This window comes from Arthrobacter sp. NPDC080086, from assembly GCF_040702285.1.
In genome coordinates, this window is sequence record NZ_JBFBKP010000001.1 from 154,211 (window position 1) to 176,243 (window position 22,033).

The window sequence follows — 22,033 nt, forward strand, 5'->3', positions numbered from 1 at the left end:
ATCAATTCTCCAGGGCTGCGGTGTGGGCCGCAGGCAGCTCCCGTTCGTCGGGGCGGACCTTGAAGCACGCGGCATACAGCGCCGGCAGGAAGAAGATGGTCAGTACCGTGGCGATGGTGATACCGCCCATCAGCGCGGTGGCCATCGGCCCGAAGAAGCCCGAGCGCAGCAGCGGAATCAGCGCCAGCACAGCGGCAGCCGCCGTGAGCATGATGGGCCGGAAGCGTCGCACCGTCGCGCCGATGATGGCGTCGAAGCGTTTCTGGCCCGCCGCAATATCCTGGTCGATCTGGTCTACCAGAATCACGGAGTTGCGCATGATGATCCCGAACATGGCAATCACCCCGAGCAGCGCCACGAACCCGAACGGCTTGCCGAACAGCAGCAGCGCAGCCACCACACCAATCAGCCCCAGCGGCGCCGTCAACACGACGATGAAGGTGCGCGAGAAGCTCTTGAGCTGGATCATCAGCAGCGTCAGCACGGCAATGATCATCAGCGGCATCTCGGCGTTGATCGACGTCTGGCCCTTCACGCTCTCTTCCACTGCGCCGCCAATCTGGATGCGATAGCCCACAGGCAGCTTGGCGCGTTCACCGGCCAGCGCCTGATCAATGTCACGCGTCACACCAATACCTTGCGCGTTGCCGCGCACGTCGGCCTGCACCGTGATGGTCGGCTGGCGATCGCGTTCCCAGATCACGCCGTACTCGAGCTTGTTTTCCACGTGCCCAAGCGCGCCGAGCGGAACCGGGCCGTTGGGCGTGGGCATCGCCAGGCCAGCGAGCTTGGCGGGGTCGATACGCTCCGTTTTCGGTGCACGCAGATCGACGTTGATCAGCTTGTCGCGCTCGCGATACTGCGTCACCGTGTAGCCAGATAGCGTCATGGCGAGGAAGTTGGAGACCTCTTCCGACGTCACCCCAAGCTGGCGCGCCTTGATCTGGTCGATCTCAAACGACATCGAACGTTCTGCCGGCTCATCCCAGTCGAACTGCACGTTCTGCGTGCGGGCATCGGCACGCACCTTCTCGGCCACCTTGTCGGCGATGTTGCGCACGGTGGCGATGTCGTCGCCGCTCACGCGGAACTTGATCGGGAAGCCCACGGGAGGGCCGTTCTCAAGCTGGGCGACACGGGTGCGGACACCGGAGAAGTCCCTCTCCAACGTGGCGTTGAGCCAATGCGAGAGCGCATCGCGTTCTTCCACGTTCTTCGCGGTGATGACGAACTGTGCGAAGTTCGGCTGTTGAAGCTGCTGATCCAGCGGCAGATAGAAGCGCGGGGCACCGGTGCCGACGTAATCGACGAAGTGCTCGATCTCTTTTCGACCATCCAGCGCTTTCTCCAGACGCTTTGCCTCGCGCAACGTGGCATCAAACGAAGCCCCTTCGGGCAAGCGCAGATCCACCAGCAACTCAGGGCGCTCGGAATTCGGGAAGAACTGCTGCGGCACCCGGGTGAACGCTGCCATGCCCAGTGCAAACAGCACGGCCGTCACACCCAGAATCACCCAGCGGCGCTCGATGCAGAACGAGATCCAGCCCGACAGACGCTGATAGAAACCGGTGTTGTAGATATCGTGCTCATGGCCATGTTCCGAGGCGCCGTTCTTGTGCTCGGGCAGCATGTGATAGCCCAGCAGCGGCACCAGGACCACGGCGGCAAACCACGACACGATCAGCGAGATGGCGGACACCTCGAAGATCGAGCGCGTGTACTCGCCCGTGCTCGACTTGGCCAGCGCGATGGGCAGGAAGCCGGACACCGTCACCAGCGTGCCGGTCAGCATCGGGAATGCCGTGCTGGAATACGCGAAAGCGGCGGCGCGCATGCGGCTCCATCCCTGCTCCAGCTTCACGGCCATCATCTCCACGGCAATGATGGCGTCGTCCACCAGCAGCCCGAGCGCAAGCACGAGCGTGCCCAGTGAAACCTTGTCGAGCCCGATGCCGAACATATGCATGCACAGTGCTGTCACCGCCAGCACGATCGGGATGGAGATCACCACAACCATGCCCGTGCGCAAGCCCAGCGATACGAGGCTCACCACCAGAACAATCGCCACGGCTTCACCGACCGACCGCACGAATTCGTCCACAGAGTGCTTGACGGCATGCGGCATGCTCGAAATCGGCGACAGCTTCAGCCCTGCCGGCAGCGTCGCCTGAAGTTCGCCCGCCGTGGAATCGAGCGCCTTGCCGAGGTCGATCACGTCGCCGCCCTTCTGCATCGTGACGCCGATGCCCAGCACGGCATGGCCGTTGGCGCGCATCTGCGTCACGGGCGGGTCGTCATAGCCACGCGTGATCTTGGCGATGTCCCCCAGCCGGAACGTGCGCTTGTTCACGGTGATCAACGTGTCAGCCAGCGCCTGCACATCCTTGAAGGCGCCGGTGGGTCGCACGAATACGCGGTCATCGGCAGTGGTAATCGTGCCGACTGGCGCCACGGTGTTCTGCGCGTCGATGGCTTGCGCGATCTGTTGCGGTGTGATGGCGAGTCGTGTCAACTGCGCGTTCGAGATCTCGATGAAGACGTGTTCAGCCGGATCGCCAACGTAGTCCACCTTGGCGACGCCAGGCACACGCAGCAGAACGGTACGCAGCTTGTCCGCATAGTCGTGCAGCTGCGCGGGCGAGAAGCCGTCGCCTTCCAGGGCGTAGATATTCGTGTAGACATCACCGAACTCGTCATTGAAGAACGGCCCGACCGTGCCCTTGGGCAGCGTCGCGCGGATGTCGCCCACTTTCTTTCGCACCTGATACCAGGTCTCCGGCACGTCCTTGACTGGGGCGGAGTCCTTCATGGCGAAGAAGATCATCGACTCGCCAGGGCGTGAATAGCTCTTGATGTTGTCGACATACGGCGCAGCCTGAAGCTGGCGCCCGATGCGGTCGGTGATCTGCTCCTGGACTTCGCGCGCGGTGGCACCCGGCCAGTACGTCTGGATCACCATCGTCCGGAACGTGAACGGCGGATCTTCTGACTGCGCAAGATGCGTGTAGCCAATGACGCCAAAAAGCGTTGCCAGCCCGATCAGGAAGATCACCAACTGCTGGTGGCGCAGGGCCCATGCCGACAGGTTGAAGCCGCCTTCGTCCGCTGGAGATGCGGGCGTCGCGACCTGCTCGGTGCCTTGCACGATTTCGCGATCACCTGCACTCATGATGAAAAGTCCTCCGGGTGCAACGGCGCGACCACTTGCACGTGTTGCCCGGCATTGACGGCATGCACGCCCTGCATCACCACGCGGTCTCCATCGCGCAACCCGGAAGCGACCAACACGCTGCGTTCGTCGTAACGCGCGATGGTGACCGGGCGCAGCTCCAACGTATCCGTGTTCGCGCGCACCACCCAGACTGCGGGCTCTTCGCCGCGGTGGAACAATGCGGTCACCGGCAGCTTGAACGGACGCGCAGCCACTGCCTCGCCCTTGGCATCGAAGGCGATATTGGCGGTCATGCCCATGCGCACCGCCGCGTTTGGCGCCACAAGCGACAGCTTGACGCGCCACGTACGGCTTTGCGGATCGGCCACGGGCGACACCTCGCGCACGCGTGCTTCAAAGGTTTGCGAGGGCACAGCCGGCAGGCTCACCCGCGCCGTGCTTCCGACAGTCAGAGAGGACAGCGTGCGCTCCGGTGCATCGCAAACGATGTCGACGTCGCCCGCCCAATCGAGGTGATAGATCGATTGGCCTGCCTGGACGTTCTGACCGGTGTCGGCATCCTCGGATGTGATGACGCCATCGTGGTCCGCCACCAGCGTGGCGTAGCGCAGGCGATCGCCGACGAGTGTGGCTTGTGCCCGTGCGGAATCGCGTTGCGCGAGCGCGGATGCGTAGGCATCTTGCGTCTGCTCCATCTGTGCCGGCGCAATCAAGTTCGCCTGCGACTGCGCACGGTCACGGTCCAGCTGTTGCTTGGCGTAGACCAACCGATGTTCTGCAGCTTCCAGTTGCGCGCGGGCATTGGCCAGATCGTTGCGCAGATCCGCCTGATCGAGCATCGCCAGCACCTGCCCTTCTTTGACGGTATCGCCCAGCCGCACGCGGCGCTCAACCACCTTACCGCCAACACGGAACGACAGCGGCGTGGAATACCGCGCCTGCACCAGCCCGGGCAATGTGTTCGCCACGGCGTTGCCGTCCGGATGCAGCGTGAGCGCTACGACCGGCTTGGGCGCACTGACCAGCGTTTCACTGTGGTGGCAGCCCGCCAGCAACACAGCGCAGCAGGCGGCAATGACAACAGGCGCGCGTTTGGAACGCCCGACGACGGACAGGTTGGGGCGCGCTGTCGTTCGCGCTTGACGACCGGGATGTTTCACGATGTTTCCAAGCAAGTGATGGCCTAACGAACAATGGGTCACGCGCACTCCGGAGCCGCGCCTTTTCTGCGCAATCAGCCCTCAGGTAACGCGTAACGGAACTCGGATGTCGGGTACGCGAGTCGCCTGTCTCCACGGCGTTCAGGAACCACTTCTCGGCAAATGGGCTGCATTCAGCTGGCACGCCATGGCGTACGGCTCTCTGGCCTTTGTCGCCGGGTGCTTGCCCCATCTCCGCGTCCTAACTCAGGGCAATTCACCCTCTTCGACCCTACGGACGACATTAAACTCATAACTGATAATATTGTCAACTATGACGCAAAACACTATCATCCGCATGTGAACACCATCTTCAGATCCCTATGCGGAACCTCATGAATCGCGTGACCGAAGGCCGCCGCCAGCGGCGCGGCACGCGGCGCAAGCAAGAAACACGGACGCGCCTGCTTCACGCGGCGTTGGCGCTGCTGTCTGAAAAAAGCATCGAGTGCGTCGCGATCAGCGAGATCACCGAAGCCGCCGATGTGGGCTTCGGCTCGTTCTACAACCACTTCGAATCGAAGGAAGGGCTCTTCGCCGCCCTCATCGACTGGGCGTTTGAAGACTTCGCTGACAGGCTGGATGGGGTTGCGCATGGCTTGAGTGATCCGGCCGAGGTCATCGCCATCTCGGTCCGTCACACCTTGCTGCGGGCGCAGCGTGAACCGGTTTGGGGCCGGTTGCTCATGCGGGAGGGCATCTCTACACGCGCCCTGACGCGCGGCCTTGGCTTGCGCCTGCTACGCGACAGCAAGCGCGGGCTTGCCACCAGGCGTTTTGTGGTGGCGGATCCACTGACAAGCGTGCTTTCCGTGATTGGGACCGTGCTTGCCGGCGTTGCGGCGGAGTTGCACTTTTCCACAGGCGCGGCCACTCCGGGGCGCGGCCACCCAGCGGCGGCCGTTCGGGTGGAGCGTCTGGCGGAGCGTGCGGCCGTCTTCGTACTCCAGGCGCTGGGAGTCAAGCGTGCGGAAGCGGAACGCATCGCACAACTGCCGCTGCCAACGGTCACCGACGTCAGCACCCCAACTCCAGCCTAAGCCCTCGCAGCACCCAGCGAGGGTGCGCATCGATCAGGCTTGATAGAGCTCGCTCGCGAGATAGCGGTGACGCAGCGCCCGTAGCGCCGCCGCAAGAATGGCGCTGGCAGGCAACGCCAGCAGCACCCCAAAGAATCCGAACAGGTGGCCAAAGGCCAGCAATGCAAAGATCACGGCCAACGGGTGCAAGCCAATGCGCTCGCCAATCAAGCGCGGCGTGAGGAACACGTTCTCAAGGATCTGACCCAGGCCGTACACCACAGCAACAGCGCCGATGCCGTAAAGATCGCCAAACTGCAGCACGGCGGCCAACACGGCAAGCGCCAGGCCAGCGGCAAATCCCACATAGGGAATGAACACCGCCAGGCCAGTAAACAACCCCAACGGCAAGGCAATGTCGAAGCCGGCCAGCGTCAGGGCGATGGGGTAAAACGCGGCCAGCACGACCATCACCAGAAGCTGCCCGCGCAGGTATTGCGACAGCATCCGGTCAATGTCGATGACGAACGCCCGGGTCCTGGCAAGCCACCGCCGAGGGACCAGGCTTTCCATGCGCTGAAACATCTGGTGCCGGTCGTAGAGCAGATAGAACAGCACCAGCGGAACCAGCACCACGTTACCCACCACGGTCAACATCGCGTTGCCGCTTGTGCGCAGGTATTGCCAGACCGCGAGGACGGAGGTGCCATCGCCACCATAGTGCGGCGCGGACAGCAGATCGCGCAGATGCGCCAAATCCAGGTCGACGCCAAGCCCCAGAACGGCTAGCTTCGGCTGCAACCAGGCATTCAGGCCGGCAAGCAGCACAGGAATTTTTGCCTGGAGTTGCGGACCTTCGGTCTGGACGACGGCGAACATGAGCGTGACGAGCAGCGCCGCCATCGCCGCAAAGCACAGGATCATCGCCAGCGCGGCGATCCAGCGAGGCACGCGGTGCCGCGCCAACCACTCCACACCCGGCTGCAACATGTAGGCAATGAGCGCGCCCAGCAGGAACGGCGTCAGCACCGGCCGTAGCGCCCACATGAGCCCACCCATTGCAAGCGCGACAAGCCCCCATAGCCAGGCCTGGCGCCGTATCAGGGTGGACATCAGCGTTTTCGAACCGCGCGCGCTACCTGGGTGATCAGCGTTGCACCGTTCGCAATAGGCAACGGTGCTCGCCTGAGAAGACGGTCCCCGCATCTCACCGCTCCTCAAAGTACGCGACGGCGTGGTCAATGAAGGCCCTGACTTTGGCCGGCACCATCGTCCGGCTCATGTAGGCAAGACGAACCTCCGCTGCGGTATCCAGGATTTCGTGTTCACCCACCAACCGGACGAGGCGCCCTTCGCGCAGATCGTCTTCAACCAGTGCCAACGGCAGCAGGCCCATGCCAAGTCCGGACAGTACGACTTCACGGTTGAATGCGGCGTTGTTCGAGGCAATTTCGTACCGCAGCGGAACGACCAGCGGTGCCCCATCCGTGCGGAACGTCACGATGGGCTTGTGTACGGAAGGCGGTACGGTGACGAAGACATGGTCAGCCAGATCGACCGGATGACACGGGCGCACACGCGCGTCCAGGTAGTGCGGTGTCGCCACGATCGCCAACGGCAAGCGATGCAGCAGTCGCGTCACAGCCAAGTCGGTAGCCAACATGAACGGCAATACCAGGCCGATGTCGTAGCCCTCGGTTGCCAGGTCGACAGTGCCCTCCACCAAGGTCACCTCAACCATGACGTTCGGGTTCTTGCGCTTGAACGATGCCACCAGCGGCGCAAGCCACCCCGACGTTGCGGTCGTATGCGCAACGAGCCTCAACACACCAACCGGCAGATGCCCCTGGCTGCGCGCATCGGATTCCAGGCAATCCAGATCGTCGAGTACACGGCAGCATCCGTCGTAGAAGCGGTGTGCCGCGTCCGTCAACGAGAACTGCTTGGTGGAGCGGTGGAAGAGGCGCGCGCCGAGCCGTTCTTCCAAGGAAGTCATCGCCCGCGATACGACTGACGGCGATACCCCGAACATCTGCCCTGCACGCCTGAAGTTCCTGACTTCGACGATCGTACGAAAGAGCCGCAGGCTCTCGAAATGATCCATAAGCACCTCTAACAAGGCCCGCAGGTGCAGTCGTAGATTGACGCGGCAGCTAAGCCGCGCGCTATCCGCCTTTTTTGACTGCGTAGCAACAGCCCGTTGTTGGTGCCAGTTCCGCCGCGAGTAAGCGGAATTTAGTCACAACTGATATTTTTGTCAACTATGACGAATGAATATGAACCAGGCGACTCCCGGCAGAAACCGATGTGATGCAGAAGCGGACACGTAGCGCAGTTCAGACGTCGAACCGCACGCCCTGGGCAAGCTGCAGCGTGTTGCTGTAGTTGATCGTGTTGGTGGCGCGACGCATGTAGCCCTTCCACGCATCGGACCCCGATTCACGACCGCCGCCCGTCTCTTTCTCGCCGCCAAAGGCGCCGCCGATCTCCGCGCCGGAAGTGCCGATATTGACGTTCGCGATGCCACAATCGCTGCCCGCTGCGCTGAGAAAGATTTCCGCCTCCTGCAGGTCACGCGTGAAGATAGCGGACGACAAGCCTTGCGGCACGCCGTTCTGCAGCGCAACCGCATCGTCAAAGTTCCGGTAGGTCAGCACGTAGAGGATGGGCGCGAACGTCTCGTGCCGCATGACCGCACTCTGCGCAGGCATGCGCACCAGCGCCGGGGTGATGTAGAACGCCTGGTCGCCCAGTTCGCCTCGCACGCGTGTCCCCCCGAAGACCTCGCCACCTTCGGCACGTGCCTGGGACAGCGCCGATTGCATCGCTTCAAAAGCCGCGCCGTCAATGAGCGGCCCGACCAGCGTATCGGCTTCCAGTGGGTTCCCGACCGCGACCGATGCGTAGATGCGTTGCAGGCGGTCCACCAGGGTGTCCGCCACGCTCTCGTGCACGATCAGGCGACGCAGCGTCGTGCAGCGCTGGCCCGCAGTGCCCACGGCGGCAAAGGTGATGGCGCGCACCGCGAGTTCCAGATCTGCGCTAGGCGCGACGATCATGGCGTTGTTGCCACCCAACTCCAGGATGGCGCGACCAAAGCGGCCCGCCACCAGCTGGCCGACTGTACGGCCCATGCGCGTGCTGCCCGTGGCGCTGACCACCGGCACTTTCTCAGAACGCGCCAAGACCTCGCCAACCTCGCGGCCGCCAATCAGCAGTTCATGCAAACCCGCCGGCGCCACACCGGGGTGCGTGCGCTCGAACGCCGCAATCGCCTGCTGCAGTAGCGCGTGACAGGCCATGGCCGTCAGCGGCGTCTTTTCCGAAGGTTTCCAGATCACGCTGTCGCCGCACACCAGCGCCAGCGCGCTGTTCCACGCCCACACCGCCACCGGAAAGTTGAATGCGGAGATCACCCCCACCGGGCCTGCCGGATGCCACGTCTCCATCATGCGGTGGCCCGCGCGTTCCGAAGCGATGGTCAAACCATAAAGCTGGCGCGACAGCCCGACCGCAAAGTCGCAGATGTCGATCATCTCCTGCACCTCACCCAGCCCCTCTGAGAGGATCTTGCCCGCCTCCAGCGTGACAAGTCGCCCGAGCGTCTCTTGGTGCTCGCGCAACTGCACGCCAAGCAGGCGCACCAGCTCTCCGCGTACGGGCGCCGGCACCATGCGCCATTTGAGGAATGCTGCATGGGCCCGGTCGATGGCGGCAGTGGCCTCATTCTCGCCGGCAAACGCCACGGTTCCGATCACGGAGCCGTCGATCGGCGAGGTGACCGCATGGCCTTGCGCCACCTTGGCCTCTGCATGGATGGAAAGCGAAGTGAGCAGGTCGGAAGTGTTCATGATGCCGATGAGGTGGTTGAGGCTCGCCCACGTCACCGCGGGGAGCCGGAGTTTCCAGCGTAGTGGATTCAGCGTTCGACCGTCTTGTTCCAGCGCGTACTCCATGCCGGGCGCTGCGCGTTGATGACATCCCAATCCATGACCACCGCTGTATGCGCGTAGTCGACTGCGCGCTTGATCAGCGCATCGGTGTCAGCGGGCAGCGGCGTCTTGGGGTTGGCGGGGATGCTGGCGCCGCCTTGCAACGCCTTGGCCTGCGCACCCGGCGACAGCAGGAACGCAGCCAACTTCTGTGCGAGTGCCGGTTCGTCATTCCTGGCGATCACGCATTCCATGGTGTTCAACGCCACCGCGCCCTCCTTGGGCTGAGCGTATTCCACCGGCAGGCCCTTGCTCTTGAGCACCATCACTTGCGTCGGGGTGGACGGGAACAGCCCCGCCTCGCCAGTCTGCACCATCTCTGAGAGCTTAGCCGAATTGGCTACGTACTCGCCCACGTTGGCGCCTACGCCGGTCTTCCACGCCTTGAAGCCCGGTTCCACATTGCTTTCGGTCCCGCCGTTGAGCCGGTTCACCATCAGGAACGCATGCAGGCCGAACGTGGACGACGGCAGCGACTGGAAGATGACCTTGCCCTTGAACTTCGGGTCGGCCAGGTCTTGCCACGACGTGGGCACGGCCCAGCCCTTCTCCTTGAACATCTTCGTGTTGTAGGCCAGGCCCGTCATGCCGATGGCAACCGCCGCAGCCATGTTGCCCCGGATGCGCGCGTTGGCAGGAATCTCTTTCAGCTCCGGGCTGTCGGCCAGCTCGTCGCACAGCCCCATGCCGATCGCCCGGTACATCACGCCGTCGTCGAGGAAGATGATGTGCATCTGCGGCTTGTCTTTGTTAGCCTGCACCTTGGCCAGGATGTCGGACGATGTGCCGGGCACCACAACCACCTTCACGTTGTTTTCTTTCTCGAAGGCCGGAAAGACGTGGTCAACGTAGGTGCGCTCCATCACCCCGCCGTTCATGCCGACGTACAAGGTCTTACTCTGTGCCGACACGCTGGGCAGATACGACAGCGCGCCAAATGCAATGCCGCAGCCCACTGCCGCCTTGATGCCACAGCGGCCAATGCTGCCGATGCCGTTTCCCTGTTTCATGCGCCATTCTCCTAAGAGTCGTGAAAAGAGGGCTCGGCGTGCGTAGCACCAAGCCTGGTTTGTTGAAAACGTGCGATGGAAAACGCATCGATTGGCGTGGCGGTTGCGCCGTCGCGCACCAGCTCTGCCAACACCTCGCCAACGGCCGGCCCAATCTGAAAGCCCGCCCCGGCAAAACCGAATGCGTGGATCAGGCCGGGGGTGGTCTGGCTTGGCCCCAGCACGGGTTCGCGGTCTGGCAGATAGCCTTCTGTACCGCTCCACGTGCGGATGATGTGGGCGTTGCGCAGCGCCGGAAACAGCGCCACCGCCTGCTCCAGCACCGAGAAGATCGCGCTGCGGCCCGAGCGTGCGCGCGTGTCGTCCAGCGCATAGCCGCGCGCACCGCCGATCACGCAATTGCCCCGCCGGACCTGTCGGCCATACAAACCGCCGCCCTCCACGCCCACATTGACATTCATGAACAGCGGCAGCGGCTCGGTGACGGTCATGGCCGGGTGGGCGCTGATCATCGGGACTTCCTCGCCGAACATGCGGGCGATGTCATTGGCCCAGGCACCCGCGCAGTTCAGCAGCACGCGCGAGCGCACCTCAAGACCACTGCGCGTGCGCATCCAGAAGCCCTGGTCGTCGCGGGCGAGTTCCACCACCTGCTCGCCTTCGATAATCTGTGCGCCTTTCAGGCGGGCCACCCGCGCAAATGCCGGGGACACCAGCCGCGGATTCGCGTGTCCATCATCGGGGCACAGCGAGGCCCCCACCGCGATGTCACCGAGCCACGGGTACGCGCTGCGCAATTGAGCACGGCTGAGCAGTTGCAGGCCCAGGTCGAAATCGCGCGTGCGGTCTCGATACGCTTCGAGCGACGCCATGTCCTGTTCGCTGCGAGCGACCTTCAGATGCCCGGAGCGCTCGTATTCACCGTCAATGCCGATGGTCTGCGGCAACTGCCCCCAGATGCGATGTGCGCGCTGCGACAGCGGCAGTTGCGCCAATGACCGCCCTTGCCGGCGCACGCCCCCGTAGTTCACGCCGCTGGAGCGCGAGCCGCAGGTGTCGCGTTCCAGCAGCGTCACGGCCATCCCCATGCGCGTGAGTGCCAGCGCCGCCGACGCCCCCACGATGCCGGCGCCCACAATCGCGACGGTGGTGTCCAGCTTGACCCCGCTCATGATTGCGTCGCCTCCTCCGGGTGCAGAAAGGCGATCGGCTTGATGGGCGCCTGCGCACGCAGCCGGCCCACATCGGCGATGTCCTTGGACCCGGCATGCGCAAGAAGCTCGCACGCGGCAGCTCCGCACATGCGTCCCTGGCACCGGCCCATGCCGACGCGGGTGAAGGCCTTGGCCCGGTTGATCTCGCGCAGGCCATTGCGCTGGATCTCCGCACGGAAATCGCCGACGGTGATCTCCTCGCAGCGGCACAGCAGCAACGTGTCGTCGCAGGTGCCGGCCCAGTCTTCGGGAAACGGAAACGCGTGCTCCAGCGCCACCCGAAAGCGGGCAATGCGGGCAAGGGCGTTTTCCAAGATCGCCACGCGATCCGCCGCCACCGTCTTGCCGCAGTCTTCGAGAACGGCCAGCGCAGCCCGCTCGCCAGACAACTCCGCGGCATCTGCCCCCATGATGCCGGCGCCGTCCCCTGCAAGATAGACGCCAGCCATACTGCTGCGCCGTGCTGCGTCCACCTGGGGGACGTAGGCACGGTTGAGCGGATCAAAAACGAATGCGCAGCCAAGCAGATCGGCAAGCTGGCTTTCCGGGCGCAATGCATAGCCAAACCCCACGGCATCGCAAGCGAGGCTGCGCAGCACTTCGCCCTCTTTCCAGTGGATACGTTCGACGCGGTCCACGCCTTCCACCGAGCCGATGCGGATGCCGGTGCGGACGGGCACACCAGCCAGACGCAAGCGCGTGCGGTAGTAGAGTCCCTTGGCCAGCAGCGTGGGCAAGCCCAACATGCGCGGAGCGGCCTTCGCCTGGTGATGCAGCGGTGTGGTGTCGAGCACCGCCGCCACACACACACCCGCCTTCATGTACTGATAAGCCACGAGGTAGAGCAGCGGCCCGGTGCCGGCAAACACCACGCGCTCACCAATCGCGCAGGCCTGATACTTCAGCGCGATCTGCGCGGCGCCCAGCGTGAAAACGCCCGGCGTGGTCCAGCCTGGAAACGGCAGAACCCGATCCGTCGCCCCCGTGGCGACAATCAGGTGCGTGTACGGCACGCGCTCCGGCTGCCCGTCGCGAATGGCATCCACCACGCCGTCCTCGGCATTCCAGACCAACCGGCCTGGGCGGTAATCGAGCTGACCGAGGATGTCGCGCATGGCTGCGTGTACGCCCATGGCGCGCTTCGCTTCAAAGCCATAGAGGGTGCGGGGCGAACGTGTGAACCCCGGCGGTTGCTGACGGTAGATCTGCCCGCCCCAGGCCGGCGCTTCATCGAGCACGGTTGGCCGCAAGCCATGGGCCACCAGCGTCTGTGCCGCACGGATACCGGCCGGGCCCGCCCCGATGATGACCACCTGCGGTGTCGCCGTCATGAGCGCTCGCTCCCGCCGGTGACGATGCGCATGCCTTCGAGCGCGGGGGTGGAGCATGCGCGCAGGCGCTCGCCGGATTCCGTGCTGACCCAGCAGTCCTGGCAGGCGCCCATCAGGCAAAATCCGGCGCGCGGGGCGGACGAAAAATCCGCATGCCTGAGCACACTGCGCTGGCTGAGCACGGCGGTCAGCACGGTGTCGCCTTCCAGTGCACGGGCTGGTACGCCGTCGATCGTGAATGCGATAACGCGGCGGCCGGTTTCCGCGACTCGGCAGAACAATGCACCGGGTGCTTTTTTTGCAGGTGTCTCTATGGTCATTTGCTGCCCACCAACACTTTGTCCAGGCCGTAGATGCGATCGATCAACAGCATGCCAACGCTGGTGACCAGGATCATCAGCGCGGAGACCGCAGCCATCATCGGATCGATCGATTCGGTGGCGTACATGTAGATGCGCACGGGCAGCGTCACCGTGGAAGGGGCGGTTACGAACACCGACATGGTCACTTCATCAAAGCTGTTGATGAAGGCCAGCAGCCAGCCGCCCGCCACGCCGGGCAGGATGAGCGGCAACGTCACGCGCAGGAACACCACCATGTTGGACGCCCCGAGCGACTGCGCCGCGTGTTCCGCGCTGAAGTCCATTCCCTCCACCGAGGCAATCACCAGCCGCAGGATGTACGGCGTGATCACCACCACATGCGCCAGCACCAGCCAGGCGAAACTGCCCGTGGCGCCCATCAGCGCAAACAGGCGCAGCAGAGCGATACCCAGCACCAGATGCGGAATGATGACGGGCGAGAGCAGCATGCCGTTGATGAAGTCGCGCCCGCGAAACCGGTAACGCGTAAGCGCAATGCCAGCCGGCAAGGCCAGCGCCGTTGCAATGGAGGCCGAGAGCAACGCAAGCTGCACGCTGTTGTAGAAGGCCTGCATAAAATCGGGATGCGCGAAGACCGCCTTGAACCAGCGCAGCGAAAACGCCGTGGTGGGAATCTGCATGGTGTTCTCCGGCGTGAACGCCACCAGGCAGACAATCACCAGCGGCGCCAGCATGAACGTCACCACCAGGGTGTGAAACGCAAGGGCAATCGGTCCGTTCTTCGACATGGCTTACCCCAGCGTCTTCTTGTACCGGCGCTCCACCAGCCGGTTGTACGACATCATGATGATGAGGTTGGCCGCCAGTAGCGTGAGCGCAATCGCGGCGCCCAGCGGCCAGTTCAGCTCGCTCAGAAATTCGTCGTAGACCAGCGTGGCGACCATCTTCAAACGCCGCCCGCCCAGCAGACCGGGAATGGCAAACGAGCTTGCGCTCAGACCAAACACGATCAGGCTGCCCGAGAGCACCCCCGGCAAGATCTGCGGCAGCACGATGCGACGCATCACCGTGGACTGTGATGCGCCGAGCGACAACGCCGCCTGCTGCGTGGAAGGGTCCAGCTTCTGCAGCGATGTCCACGCCGGAATCACCATGAAAGGCAGCATCACGTGCACCAGCCCCACCACGATGGCCGTCTGCGTGTAGAGCAGCTTCACAGGTTCAAAGCCCAGCCGGAGGATTGCCTGGTTGATCAGCCCTTCCGGCCCCAATAGCAAGCTCCAGCCAAACGCGCGCACCACCACCGACACCAGCAACGGCGCGAGAATCACCAGCAGGAAAATCGAACGCCACGGCGCGCGCATGCGGCTGAGCACATAGGCTTCCGGCACGCCAATGAACGCACACAGCACCGTCGTCACCAGCGCCAGCCAGAAAGTGCGCAGGAAGATGCCGGCGTAGTAGTCGTCCGTGAAGATGGAGGCGTAGTGCAGCAAGGTGGCAGTGGGCTGAATGCCCGTTGCCGGGTCAAAGCCCTGGAACGACAGCACCGTCACCAGCAGCAGCGGCAACAACAGCAGCAGTGCGAACAACGCGCTGACCGGCGTGGCCAGCAGGATGGGCGTGCCGGCCCATCGGCGCACGGGGCGCGGGTTCATGCCACGGCCTCCGCGGGTTGAGCGGTGGCGGCGCAGGCATCGTCACCCACCAGGCGCAATTGCTCGTCGGCCCACAGCAGCCCGACCACATCGCCTTCTGCAGGCATGGCGGCGCCGTTGTTGGGCTGGACGACATTCAGCGTGCCGATGCTCGTGCCGATGGTGAACAGCCACTGGCTGCCGAGAAAGAAGCGCGCATTCACCGTGCCGCTGAGTCGGCCCGCTTCGCGCGGCGCCAAGGCGATCTTCTCGGGCCGCAGGCACACGCGCACCTCGGCACCCACCTTATGACCGGCGGTGGCGAAGTGGAACTTCAGCGGCCCCACGGAAACAAACGCGCCGGCGCCGTTCAGCGCCTCCACGCGGCCATCCAGCACATTGGCCTTGCCGACAAACTTGGAGATGAATTCGGAGCGCGGATATTCGTACAGGCGATAGGGCGCCCCCACCTGCGTGATGCGCCCGTTTTCCATCACCACCACACGATCGCTGATCGACATCGCTTCTGCCTGGTCGTGCGTGACCATGATGGTGGTGATGCCGAGATGCCGCTGGATGGAGCGAATTTCAAACTGCATGTCCTCGCGCAGCTTGGCGTCGAGGTTGGAGAGCGGCTCGTCCAGCAGCAGCACGGACGGGCGAATCACCAGCGCGCGCGCCAGGGCCACACGCTGGCGCTGCCCGCCCGACAACTCGCGCGGATAGCGCTGCGCGTGTTCATGCAGCTTCACGAGGGCCAAGGCTTCATCCACACGCTGTGCGGTCTCGCCCTTTGGCACCTTGCGCATCTCCAGGCCAAAGGCCACGTTCTGCGCCACGGTCATGTGCGGAAACAGCGCGTAGGTCTGGAACACGATGCCCAGGCCACGGCGGCTGGGCGCCATATGCGTGATGTCCTTGCCGGCCAGCATGATGGTGCCCTTCGTCACCTCGGCAAAGCCGGCAATCATCTGGAGGGTCGTCGTCTTGCCACAGCCGGAGGGGCCGAGCAACGAGACAAATTCGCCCTGCTCGATGCTGAGGTCAATGTCGGAGACCACGGTGAGCTTGCCGTAGGTTTTGGTAGTGCCTCTTAGCTGCAGGAACGACATGCGCTCTCCTTACAACAACCGACCCTCAGAAAACCCTGGCGCTGGCAGGCAATTGCACCGGCTCGCCGTTGACGATTCAGTCTACTACACTGAATTCCACCAGCCAAACTGAGTTGGACTATAAATTCCTTTCAACGGTACGTACAAAACATATAATTCTGTTCAACGGAATATTAGAAGTCGGCAAGGTAAGTCGATTCCGGGTACCGGAATGATTCTGATGACCGCGCGGGTATGTCCTGATACAGCCGCCGGCAGCGTCCAGCGCACGGCATGCCTGGCACATCCATTCAACGTTTCTTTCTCCATGCAGAACCCGATGACGCCCACCGACGACAGCAAAGCCAGCGTGCTCGACAAGGTGTTTGCGCTGATGCGTGCACTAGCCCGCGCCCCGGCCGAGGGCGCCAAGATCACGCAACTCGCACAGGACACGGGCCTCAGCCAAGGCACGGCGCATCGCCTGATGCGCGCGCTGGTGGAGCAAGGCGTGGTGGAGCAGGACAGCGCATCGAAGCGATACCGGCTCGGGCTGGAACTCTTCAGGATGGCCAGCACCGCTGGCAGCGCCGCCACGCTGCGCGACATCTTCCGGCCCGCGCTGCTGCGCCTCTCGGGCACGCTCAAAGACACCATCTTCCTGCTCGTGCGCAGCAACTACGACGCCGTGTGCATCGACCGCAGCGACGGCCCCTACCCGATTCGTTCGTTCACCGGCGACATTGGCGGCAGCATTGCATTGGGCGTCGGCCAGGGCAGCCTAGCGATCCTGGCATCGCTACCACCGGCCGAGCAGGACGAGGTCATCCGCTTCAACCTGCCGAGGCTGAAGGAATATCGACCGATCGATGAAGTCTTCCTGCGCACCGAAATTGCCCGCGCACGCGAGCTCGGCTATGTGGCCACGCAAACCGGCTTGATTGAGGGCATGGCCGGCCTAGCTGTGCCGGTATTCGATGCGAGCCGGCGGCCCGTGGCCGCCCTGAGCGTCGGCACCATCGCGGACCGCTTGACGCCCGAACGGCTGCCCGTGGTGGCAGCCATGTTGAAGAAAGAAGCGGATGCGCTGGGGCCGTTGATCAACCCGTTCGACCCGACCGTGCGGCGCCCCGCGAATTCCTTTATCAGCTAGGCGCAGCGCTGCCGCTGCCCTGCGCGAACCGCATCAGGAAGGCAGTGGCGACAGCGTACCGAGCCACGCCACCAGCGCCAGAACCAACACGGCAAGACTGGCTTCAGTCAGCACGCTGCTGCGCAACGCCGCAACGGCACGGGCGTCGTCTCCTGCGCGAATGGCGGCTGCGAGTCGTGGGCTCAGCCGATAGCGATTGACTGCGGCCAGCCCAAGCATGGCGGCAAATAGCATCAGTTTGGCCACCAACAATCGGCCATAGGGCGTCGCATACAGGGCGTCGAGCGTCGGGCCGGCAACGAGCCCATAGTTGATGACGCCTGTCACGGCCAGCGTCACCACAATGCCGGTACCCGCGGCGGCAAAACCGCTGGCTGCACGGCTGAGCATCCACACACGCTCGGGCGCGATTGCCCATCTGCGGGACGAGAGCTGAGCGAAACCAACAAGTGCGCTCACCCACATGCCAGCCGCCAAAAGGTGAGCCACATCGACGATGAGGTGAAAGGCGCCTCGCCCGCCGTCATCCATGGCCCCGTGCCCAGCCCACGCCAACGTGGTCAACGCGACCGCGCCGCTGGCGGCAAGCGCGACACATCGGCGCATCGAATCCTGGCGGCATGCCGCTGCAACGATCAGCCACGCGGCAAGCGCGGCCATGCGCACCATCCACGCCGTGCCGACAGCGGTGGCCGTCAGGATCATGCCGATCGCCTGGCTGGTCAGCGCGGCATACGTCGCGGCGCCGGTCATGGATTGGGCCGTCTCCAGCAAACTCCATCCCGACAAGACGATCCCTGCAGACGCAGTTGCGACCGCCGCCCCACCCCGCAATCGCAAGAACGCGGGAGCATCGTCCCCCGCGCGCAAGGCATAGAGGCTGAAGAGCGGCGTACCAAACAGGATCATCAGATCCAGGTAGAGCGCAAAGCGCAGGACGACGTCCAACCAGTCGTCTGGCATCGCGCTACTTCACCTGGAATGCAAGATTGCCGGCGACCCGGTGCGTATCTGCGGCAACCACTCGCCAATCCACACGGTAAGCCCCAGGCGTCAGCGGTTGTGCGGGCGAGAGGGTCAGCGCCTTGCCATCGCCACTGGTAGCGACTTTGACCGCGATGTTGGTTGGGCCGTGGCCAGGTGTGCCTGTCATGACGAGCGTTGCGTCGCAGAATTGCGCGACGAGCTTCTCAGAGAAATGCAGCTCGATGCGCTCAGGTGCCGCACCCACAGACCGGTCGGCCGGGCTCGATGACAGCAACTTGGGATGCGCAAAGGCAAGGGAAGCCGCACACACGGCGGCAGCTGCAACGCCGACTCTGGCGGCGCGAACAATGGCGGACATACGCATAGGGATACCGGGAAATCGAGAACGCTAAGGCGGTCGAGTCTACCCGCACCGGGCGCATGCCGCGTCGCGCCTCCTCCATGTGGCCGAGGCAAAGGAATGTCGCCTCACCCTGTCAGGTCAGCAGGCGTATCGACATCTCGAAGAATGCCGGCATCGTCCACGTTGATGCGAACGAGCGTTGCCGGATCAATCAGGCGCCGCGCGCCTTCGTCACCATCGAGCGACGTCAGCCCGGAAAAAAAGTCGGCGCCAAAGCCGATGGGGTGTCCACGCTGCCCCGCATGAAAGGGCGCAACGCAATGGGCGGCATCCATGGCTTGCGCGATCCGCACGATGGTTTCGGGCGCAATCCACGGCATGTCGGCCAACGCGATGATCCAGCCGCCCGCATTCGGGCGCGCCGCAACACCAGCGGCCAGGCTCGCCCCCATGCCGCGCGCAGCGCCCGGGCTGCGGAGTACTTCGCAGCCAACCTCCGCCAGCAATGCCGCCAACCGGTCGACCTGCGCGCCATGTGTGGCCGCGGCAGGCACCACGGCCACCACATCGGCCAATGCTTGCTTCAAATGCCGCGCGGCCTGCACGGCCACGGGTGTGCCTGCTGTTGGACCCTCGGGCAGCGGCGCCAGCAGCTTGTTGGCCGCGCCCGTGGGGTCGAATCGGCTACCACGGCCTGCGGCCAGCAACACCCCCACCACCGGCCGCTGCGCCATCAAACCACCTCGGTCTTGAGCGTGACTTCCACGTTATTGCGCGTGGCGTTCGAATAGGGGCACACCTCATGCGCCTTGGCGACCAGCGTTTCCGCATCGCTCTGCGACAAACCGCTGATGCGCGCAGTCAGACCCACCTTCAGGCCGAATCCGCCCTCCGAGCGCGTGCCGATACCCACATCGCAGTGGATCTCGATATGGCTCGGGTTGAGCTTGAGCATGCTCTTGGCGACAAAGTCGCACGCCGAGCCGAAGCACGCGGCGTAGCCGGCGGCAAACAGGTCTTCCGGCGTGGTGGTATTGGGCTTGCCGGGCCCACCCATGGATTTCGGCACCGACAAGTCGTGCGAGACCTGCCCGTCTTCCGTCTGCGTGTGGCCGTTGCGGCCGCCCGTGGCTTTGGCGTGGGCGGTGTAGAGGATGTTCAATGCCATGACGTGCTCCTTCAGTAGGTGAACAACGCATTCCCGGACGCAAGATTCAGTCCGCTGAACTTCGGTCCGCTTAACAACAAGGCCGGCACACATTGCTGCATGCCGGCCTCCATCCCATCACGCGATCGTGACAACTACACCGTGTCGAACGGCAGCTTGCGCAACCGCTTTCCCGTGAGGGCAAACACCGCGTTGGCCACGGCCGGTGCAATCGGCGGCGTACCGGGTTCACCCAGGCCGGTCGGGTTGTCTTCCGACGGCACGAAGAACACGTTCACCGGCGGCGCGTCCGGCATGCGCACGGGCGGGAAATCAGTGAAGTTGCTGTTCTTGGTGGCGCCGTTCTCGATGTCGATGGCAAAGCCCGGCTGGATCATCGCCAGGCCGAACACGCACGCACCTTGAATCTGCGCTTCCGCGCCCATCGGGTTGACCACACGGTTGGCATGCACGCCGGCAGTCACACGATGTACGCGCGGCTTGCCCTGATCGACGGACACCTCCACCACATACGCCACCACCGAGTCGAACGATTCATGCACGGCCACGCCCCAGGCCTGGCCCTTGGGCAGCTTGCGCTTGCCGTAGCCCGACTTATCGACCGCGAGTTGCAGCGCCGCGCGATGGCGCGCGTGCTCCTTGCCGGTAAAACGCGCCAGACGGAAGGCCACCGGGTCTTGCTTGGCCGCGTGCGCCACCTCGTCGACCATCGTTTCCATCACGTAAGCCGTATGCGTGTGGCCCACGGAGCGCCACCACAGCACCGGCACATTCACGTCCGGATGGTGCACCGTCAGCTGCATCGGGAAGCCGTACGTGTTGTCGGCCACGCCCTCGACCATCGTCTCGTCCACCCCGTTCTTGACCAGGAAGCCCTCGAACGGCGTGCCCTTGATGATGGATTGGCCAACGATCACGTGGTCCCAGCCGACGACCTTGCCGCTGGCATCCACCCCAACGTTGACGCGGTGCAGATGCATCGGACGGTAGTAGCCACCGCGAATGTCATCTTCTCGGCTCCAGATCACCTTGACGGGGCCGTTGTGGCCGGCTGCCGCATAGGCCTTGGCCACGTTGGCCGCTTCCACCAGATAGTCGGAGGTCGGCACCGCGCGGCGGCCGAACCCACCGCCGGCCATCATCGTGTTCAGTTCGATCTTCTCGGGAGAGACGCCCAGCACCTTAGCGATGGCGCCTTGGTCGATGGTCTGGAACTGCGAACCCACCCACACCTTGGCGCCGGTCGTCTTGCCGCCGTCCTTCTGCACATCGATCGTGCAATTCAGTGGCTCCATCGGCGCGTGTGCGAGGTAGGGGAATTCGTAGTCGGCCTGGATGCGCGTGGCCGCAGATTGGATCGCGCTCACATCGGCGGTCTTGGCCACCGTGCCGGGCTGACCGGCGAGCTTCTTGTACTCCGCCATCAGCGCGGGGGTGGACACGGTCGAGCCCGTGTCTTCCCACGTGACCTGCAGCGCGTCGCGACCCATCTTGGCAGGCCAGTAGCCATCGGCGATGACCGCCACACCCGTGCCGCCACGATCGGTCGGGATCTGCAGTACATCGACCACGCCCTTCACTGCCTTGGCGGCTGCCACGTCGTACTTGGCCACCTTGCCGCCAAAGCGCGGCGGGCGCGCCAGCACGGCCACCTTCATGTTCGGCAGGCGCGTGTCGAGACCAAACTTGAGCGAGCTGTCGAGCTTCGCGCGTGCATCCAGACGCGGCGTGGGTTTGCCGACAATGCGGAACTGCGACGGATTCTTCAGCGTGACCTGCGCCGGCACCGGCAATGCCATCGCGGCCTGTGCGAGTTCACCGTACGTGGCGCGGTGGCTGCCCGACGTGACCACGCCGTTGGCCGTGTGGCAAGTCGACGGATCAACCTTCCAGCGCTCGGCCGCCGCCGAGACCAACATCGCTCGCGCACGTGCACCCAGCTCGCGGTATTGCTGGAACGAGTGGTTCAGCGCAGTTGAGCCGCCTGTCATCTGAATGCCGAAACCGGGGTCCTTATACGGATCCGCCGCCGGCGCGAGCATGCCGCGCACGTTGCGCCAATCCACGTCGAGCTCTTCGGCCAGGGCCATCGGCAGCGCCGTGTGCACGCCCTGCCCGAACTCCAGCCGGTTCACCGCCACGGTGACGGTGTTGTCCGGCGCAATGATGATGAATGCCTGCGGTGGCGAGGGCGGCTTGGCCTTCGCGTCCTGCGCACTGGCCAGCGCCGGTGCAATGCCCAGTGCCAGCCCGCCGCCGGCCAGCGTCGAGAGTTTCAGAAAGCTGCGGCGATCAAGCGTTGCCACACCGGCATCCGCAGACGCTGGCTGATGTTGCGCGCCGCCACCGGCCAGCGCTTCAAGATTTCGAATACGCATCATGGATTCTCCGGTG

At 64.2% G+C, this 22,033-nt stretch carries 19 protein-coding genes; 2 read left to right on the forward strand and 17 right to left on the reverse strand.

Annotated features, from left to right (window positions below; genetic code table 11):
* Position 1: 1 nt before the first annotated feature.
* The gene (locus tag AB0305_RS00790; RefSeq protein ID WP_366170517.1) at positions 2 to 3,169 is read right to left on the reverse strand and encodes an efflux RND transporter permease subunit; all 3,168 of its coding nucleotides are present in this window, start codon (positions 3,167 to 3,169) and stop codon (positions 2 to 4) included.
* Positions 3,166 to 4,332, reverse strand: a complete 1,167-nt coding sequence (locus AB0305_RS00795) for an efflux RND transporter periplasmic adaptor subunit (protein ID WP_366170519.1) — start codon at positions 4,330 to 4,332, stop codon at positions 3,166 to 3,168. The genes AB0305_RS00790 and AB0305_RS00795 overlap by 4 nt, the downstream gene beginning before the upstream one ends.
* Positions 4,333 to 4,706: 374 nt before the next feature.
* On the opposite strand from AB0305_RS00795, the gene AB0305_RS00800 reads away from it, so the two are divergent.
* Positions 4,707 to 5,411 (forward strand): TetR/AcrR family transcriptional regulator, encoded by a 705-nt coding sequence (locus AB0305_RS00800; protein ID WP_366170521.1) that lies wholly within the window; start codon positions 4,707 to 4,709, stop codon positions 5,409 to 5,411.
* 33 nt (positions 5,412 to 5,444) lie between these two features.
* Here AB0305_RS00800 and AB0305_RS00805 read toward each other — a convergent pair whose 3' ends face one another.
* The 10 genes from AB0305_RS00805 to AB0305_RS00850 form a co-directional block, all read right to left on the reverse strand.
* Positions 5,445 to 6,503 carry an AI-2E family transporter gene (locus AB0305_RS00805; protein WP_366170523.1) on the reverse strand — a complete coding sequence of 353 codons (1,059 nt, stop codon included), beginning with the start codon at positions 6,501 to 6,503 and terminating at the stop codon, positions 5,445 to 5,447.
* A gap of 94 nt (positions 6,504 to 6,597) precedes the next feature.
* Positions 6,598 to 7,494, reverse strand: coding sequence for a LysR family transcriptional regulator (locus AB0305_RS00810; protein WP_366170525.1), 897 nt, complete (start codon positions 7,492 to 7,494; stop codon positions 6,598 to 6,600).
* A 232-nt stretch (positions 7,495 to 7,726) separates the two neighbouring features.
* The gene (locus AB0305_RS00815; RefSeq protein WP_366170527.1) at positions 7,727 to 9,346 is read right to left on the reverse strand and encodes an aldehyde dehydrogenase family protein; all 1,620 of its coding nucleotides are present in this window, start codon (positions 9,344 to 9,346) and stop codon (positions 7,727 to 7,729) included.
* A complete protein-coding gene (locus AB0305_RS00820) occupies positions 9,310 to 10,392 on the reverse strand; it encodes an extracellular solute-binding protein (protein ID WP_366170529.1) in 1,083 nt (360 codons plus the stop codon). The genes AB0305_RS00815 and AB0305_RS00820 overlap by 37 nt, the downstream gene beginning before the upstream one ends.
* Before the next feature lie 11 nt (positions 10,393 to 10,403).
* Positions 10,404 to 11,564, reverse strand: a complete 1,161-nt coding sequence (locus AB0305_RS00825; RefSeq protein WP_366170531.1) for an FAD-dependent oxidoreductase — start codon at positions 11,562 to 11,564, stop codon at positions 10,404 to 10,406.
* On the reverse strand, positions 11,561 to 12,937 hold the full coding sequence (locus tag AB0305_RS00830; RefSeq protein ID WP_366170532.1) for an FAD/NAD(P)-binding oxidoreductase: 1,377 nt from the start codon (positions 12,935 to 12,937) through the stop codon (positions 11,561 to 11,563). Before AB0305_RS00830 ends, AB0305_RS00825 begins: the two co-directional genes overlap by 4 nt.
* A complete protein-coding gene (locus AB0305_RS00835) occupies positions 12,934 to 13,257 on the reverse strand; it encodes a (2Fe-2S)-binding protein (RefSeq protein ID WP_366170533.1) in 324 nt (107 codons plus the stop codon). The genes AB0305_RS00830 and AB0305_RS00835 overlap by 4 nt, the downstream gene beginning before the upstream one ends.
* On the reverse strand, positions 13,254 to 14,048 hold the full coding sequence (locus tag AB0305_RS00840) for an ABC transporter permease (protein ID WP_366170535.1): 795 nt from the start codon (positions 14,046 to 14,048) through the stop codon (positions 13,254 to 13,256). The genes AB0305_RS00835 and AB0305_RS00840 overlap by 4 nt, the downstream gene beginning before the upstream one ends.
* A gap of 3 nt (positions 14,049 to 14,051) precedes the next feature.
* Entirely contained in the window at positions 14,052 to 14,918 is an 867-nt protein-coding gene (locus AB0305_RS00845) for an ABC transporter permease (RefSeq protein WP_366170537.1), read from the reverse strand.
* The gene (locus tag AB0305_RS00850) at positions 14,915 to 16,009 is read right to left on the reverse strand and encodes an ABC transporter ATP-binding protein (RefSeq protein ID WP_366170539.1); all 1,095 of its coding nucleotides are present in this window, start codon (positions 16,007 to 16,009) and stop codon (positions 14,915 to 14,917) included. The genes AB0305_RS00845 and AB0305_RS00850 overlap by 4 nt, the downstream gene beginning before the upstream one ends.
* A 211-nt stretch (positions 16,010 to 16,220) precedes the next feature.
* Between AB0305_RS00850 and AB0305_RS00855 the strand changes: the two genes are divergently transcribed.
* Complete coding sequence (locus AB0305_RS00855) at positions 16,221 to 17,141, forward strand: IclR family transcriptional regulator (RefSeq protein ID WP_366170541.1); 921 nt, start codon at positions 16,221 to 16,223, stop codon at positions 17,139 to 17,141.
* Between the two features lie 33 nt (positions 17,142 to 17,174).
* Here AB0305_RS00855 and copD read toward each other — a convergent pair whose 3' ends face one another.
* The 5 genes from copD to AB0305_RS00880 all read right to left on the reverse strand — a co-directional run bounded on the left by copD (position 17,175) and on the right by AB0305_RS00880 (position 22,020).
* Positions 17,175 to 18,104, reverse strand: coding sequence for a copper homeostasis membrane protein CopD (gene copD / locus AB0305_RS00860; protein WP_366170543.1), 930 nt, complete (start codon positions 18,102 to 18,104; stop codon positions 17,175 to 17,177).
* A 4-nt stretch (positions 18,105 to 18,108) separates the two neighbouring features.
* On the reverse strand, positions 18,109 to 18,486 hold the full coding sequence (copC, locus tag AB0305_RS00865; RefSeq protein ID WP_366170545.1) for a copper homeostasis periplasmic binding protein CopC: 378 nt from the start codon (positions 18,484 to 18,486) through the stop codon (positions 18,109 to 18,111).
* 110 nt (positions 18,487 to 18,596) lie between these two features.
* Complete coding sequence (locus AB0305_RS00870; protein WP_366170547.1) at positions 18,597 to 19,205, reverse strand: nucleotidyltransferase family protein; 609 nt, start codon at positions 19,203 to 19,205, stop codon at positions 18,597 to 18,599.
* Positions 19,205 to 19,639 carry an organic hydroperoxide resistance protein gene (locus AB0305_RS00875; protein WP_366170549.1) on the reverse strand — a complete coding sequence of 145 codons (435 nt, stop codon included), beginning with the start codon at positions 19,637 to 19,639 and terminating at the stop codon, positions 19,205 to 19,207. The genes AB0305_RS00870 and AB0305_RS00875 overlap by 1 nt, the downstream gene beginning before the upstream one ends.
* A gap of 134 nt (positions 19,640 to 19,773) precedes the next feature.
* Complete coding sequence (locus AB0305_RS00880; RefSeq protein ID WP_366170551.1) at positions 19,774 to 22,020, reverse strand: xanthine dehydrogenase family protein molybdopterin-binding subunit; 2,247 nt, start codon at positions 22,018 to 22,020, stop codon at positions 19,774 to 19,776.
* Between the last annotated feature and the right edge of the window lie 13 nt (positions 22,021 to 22,033).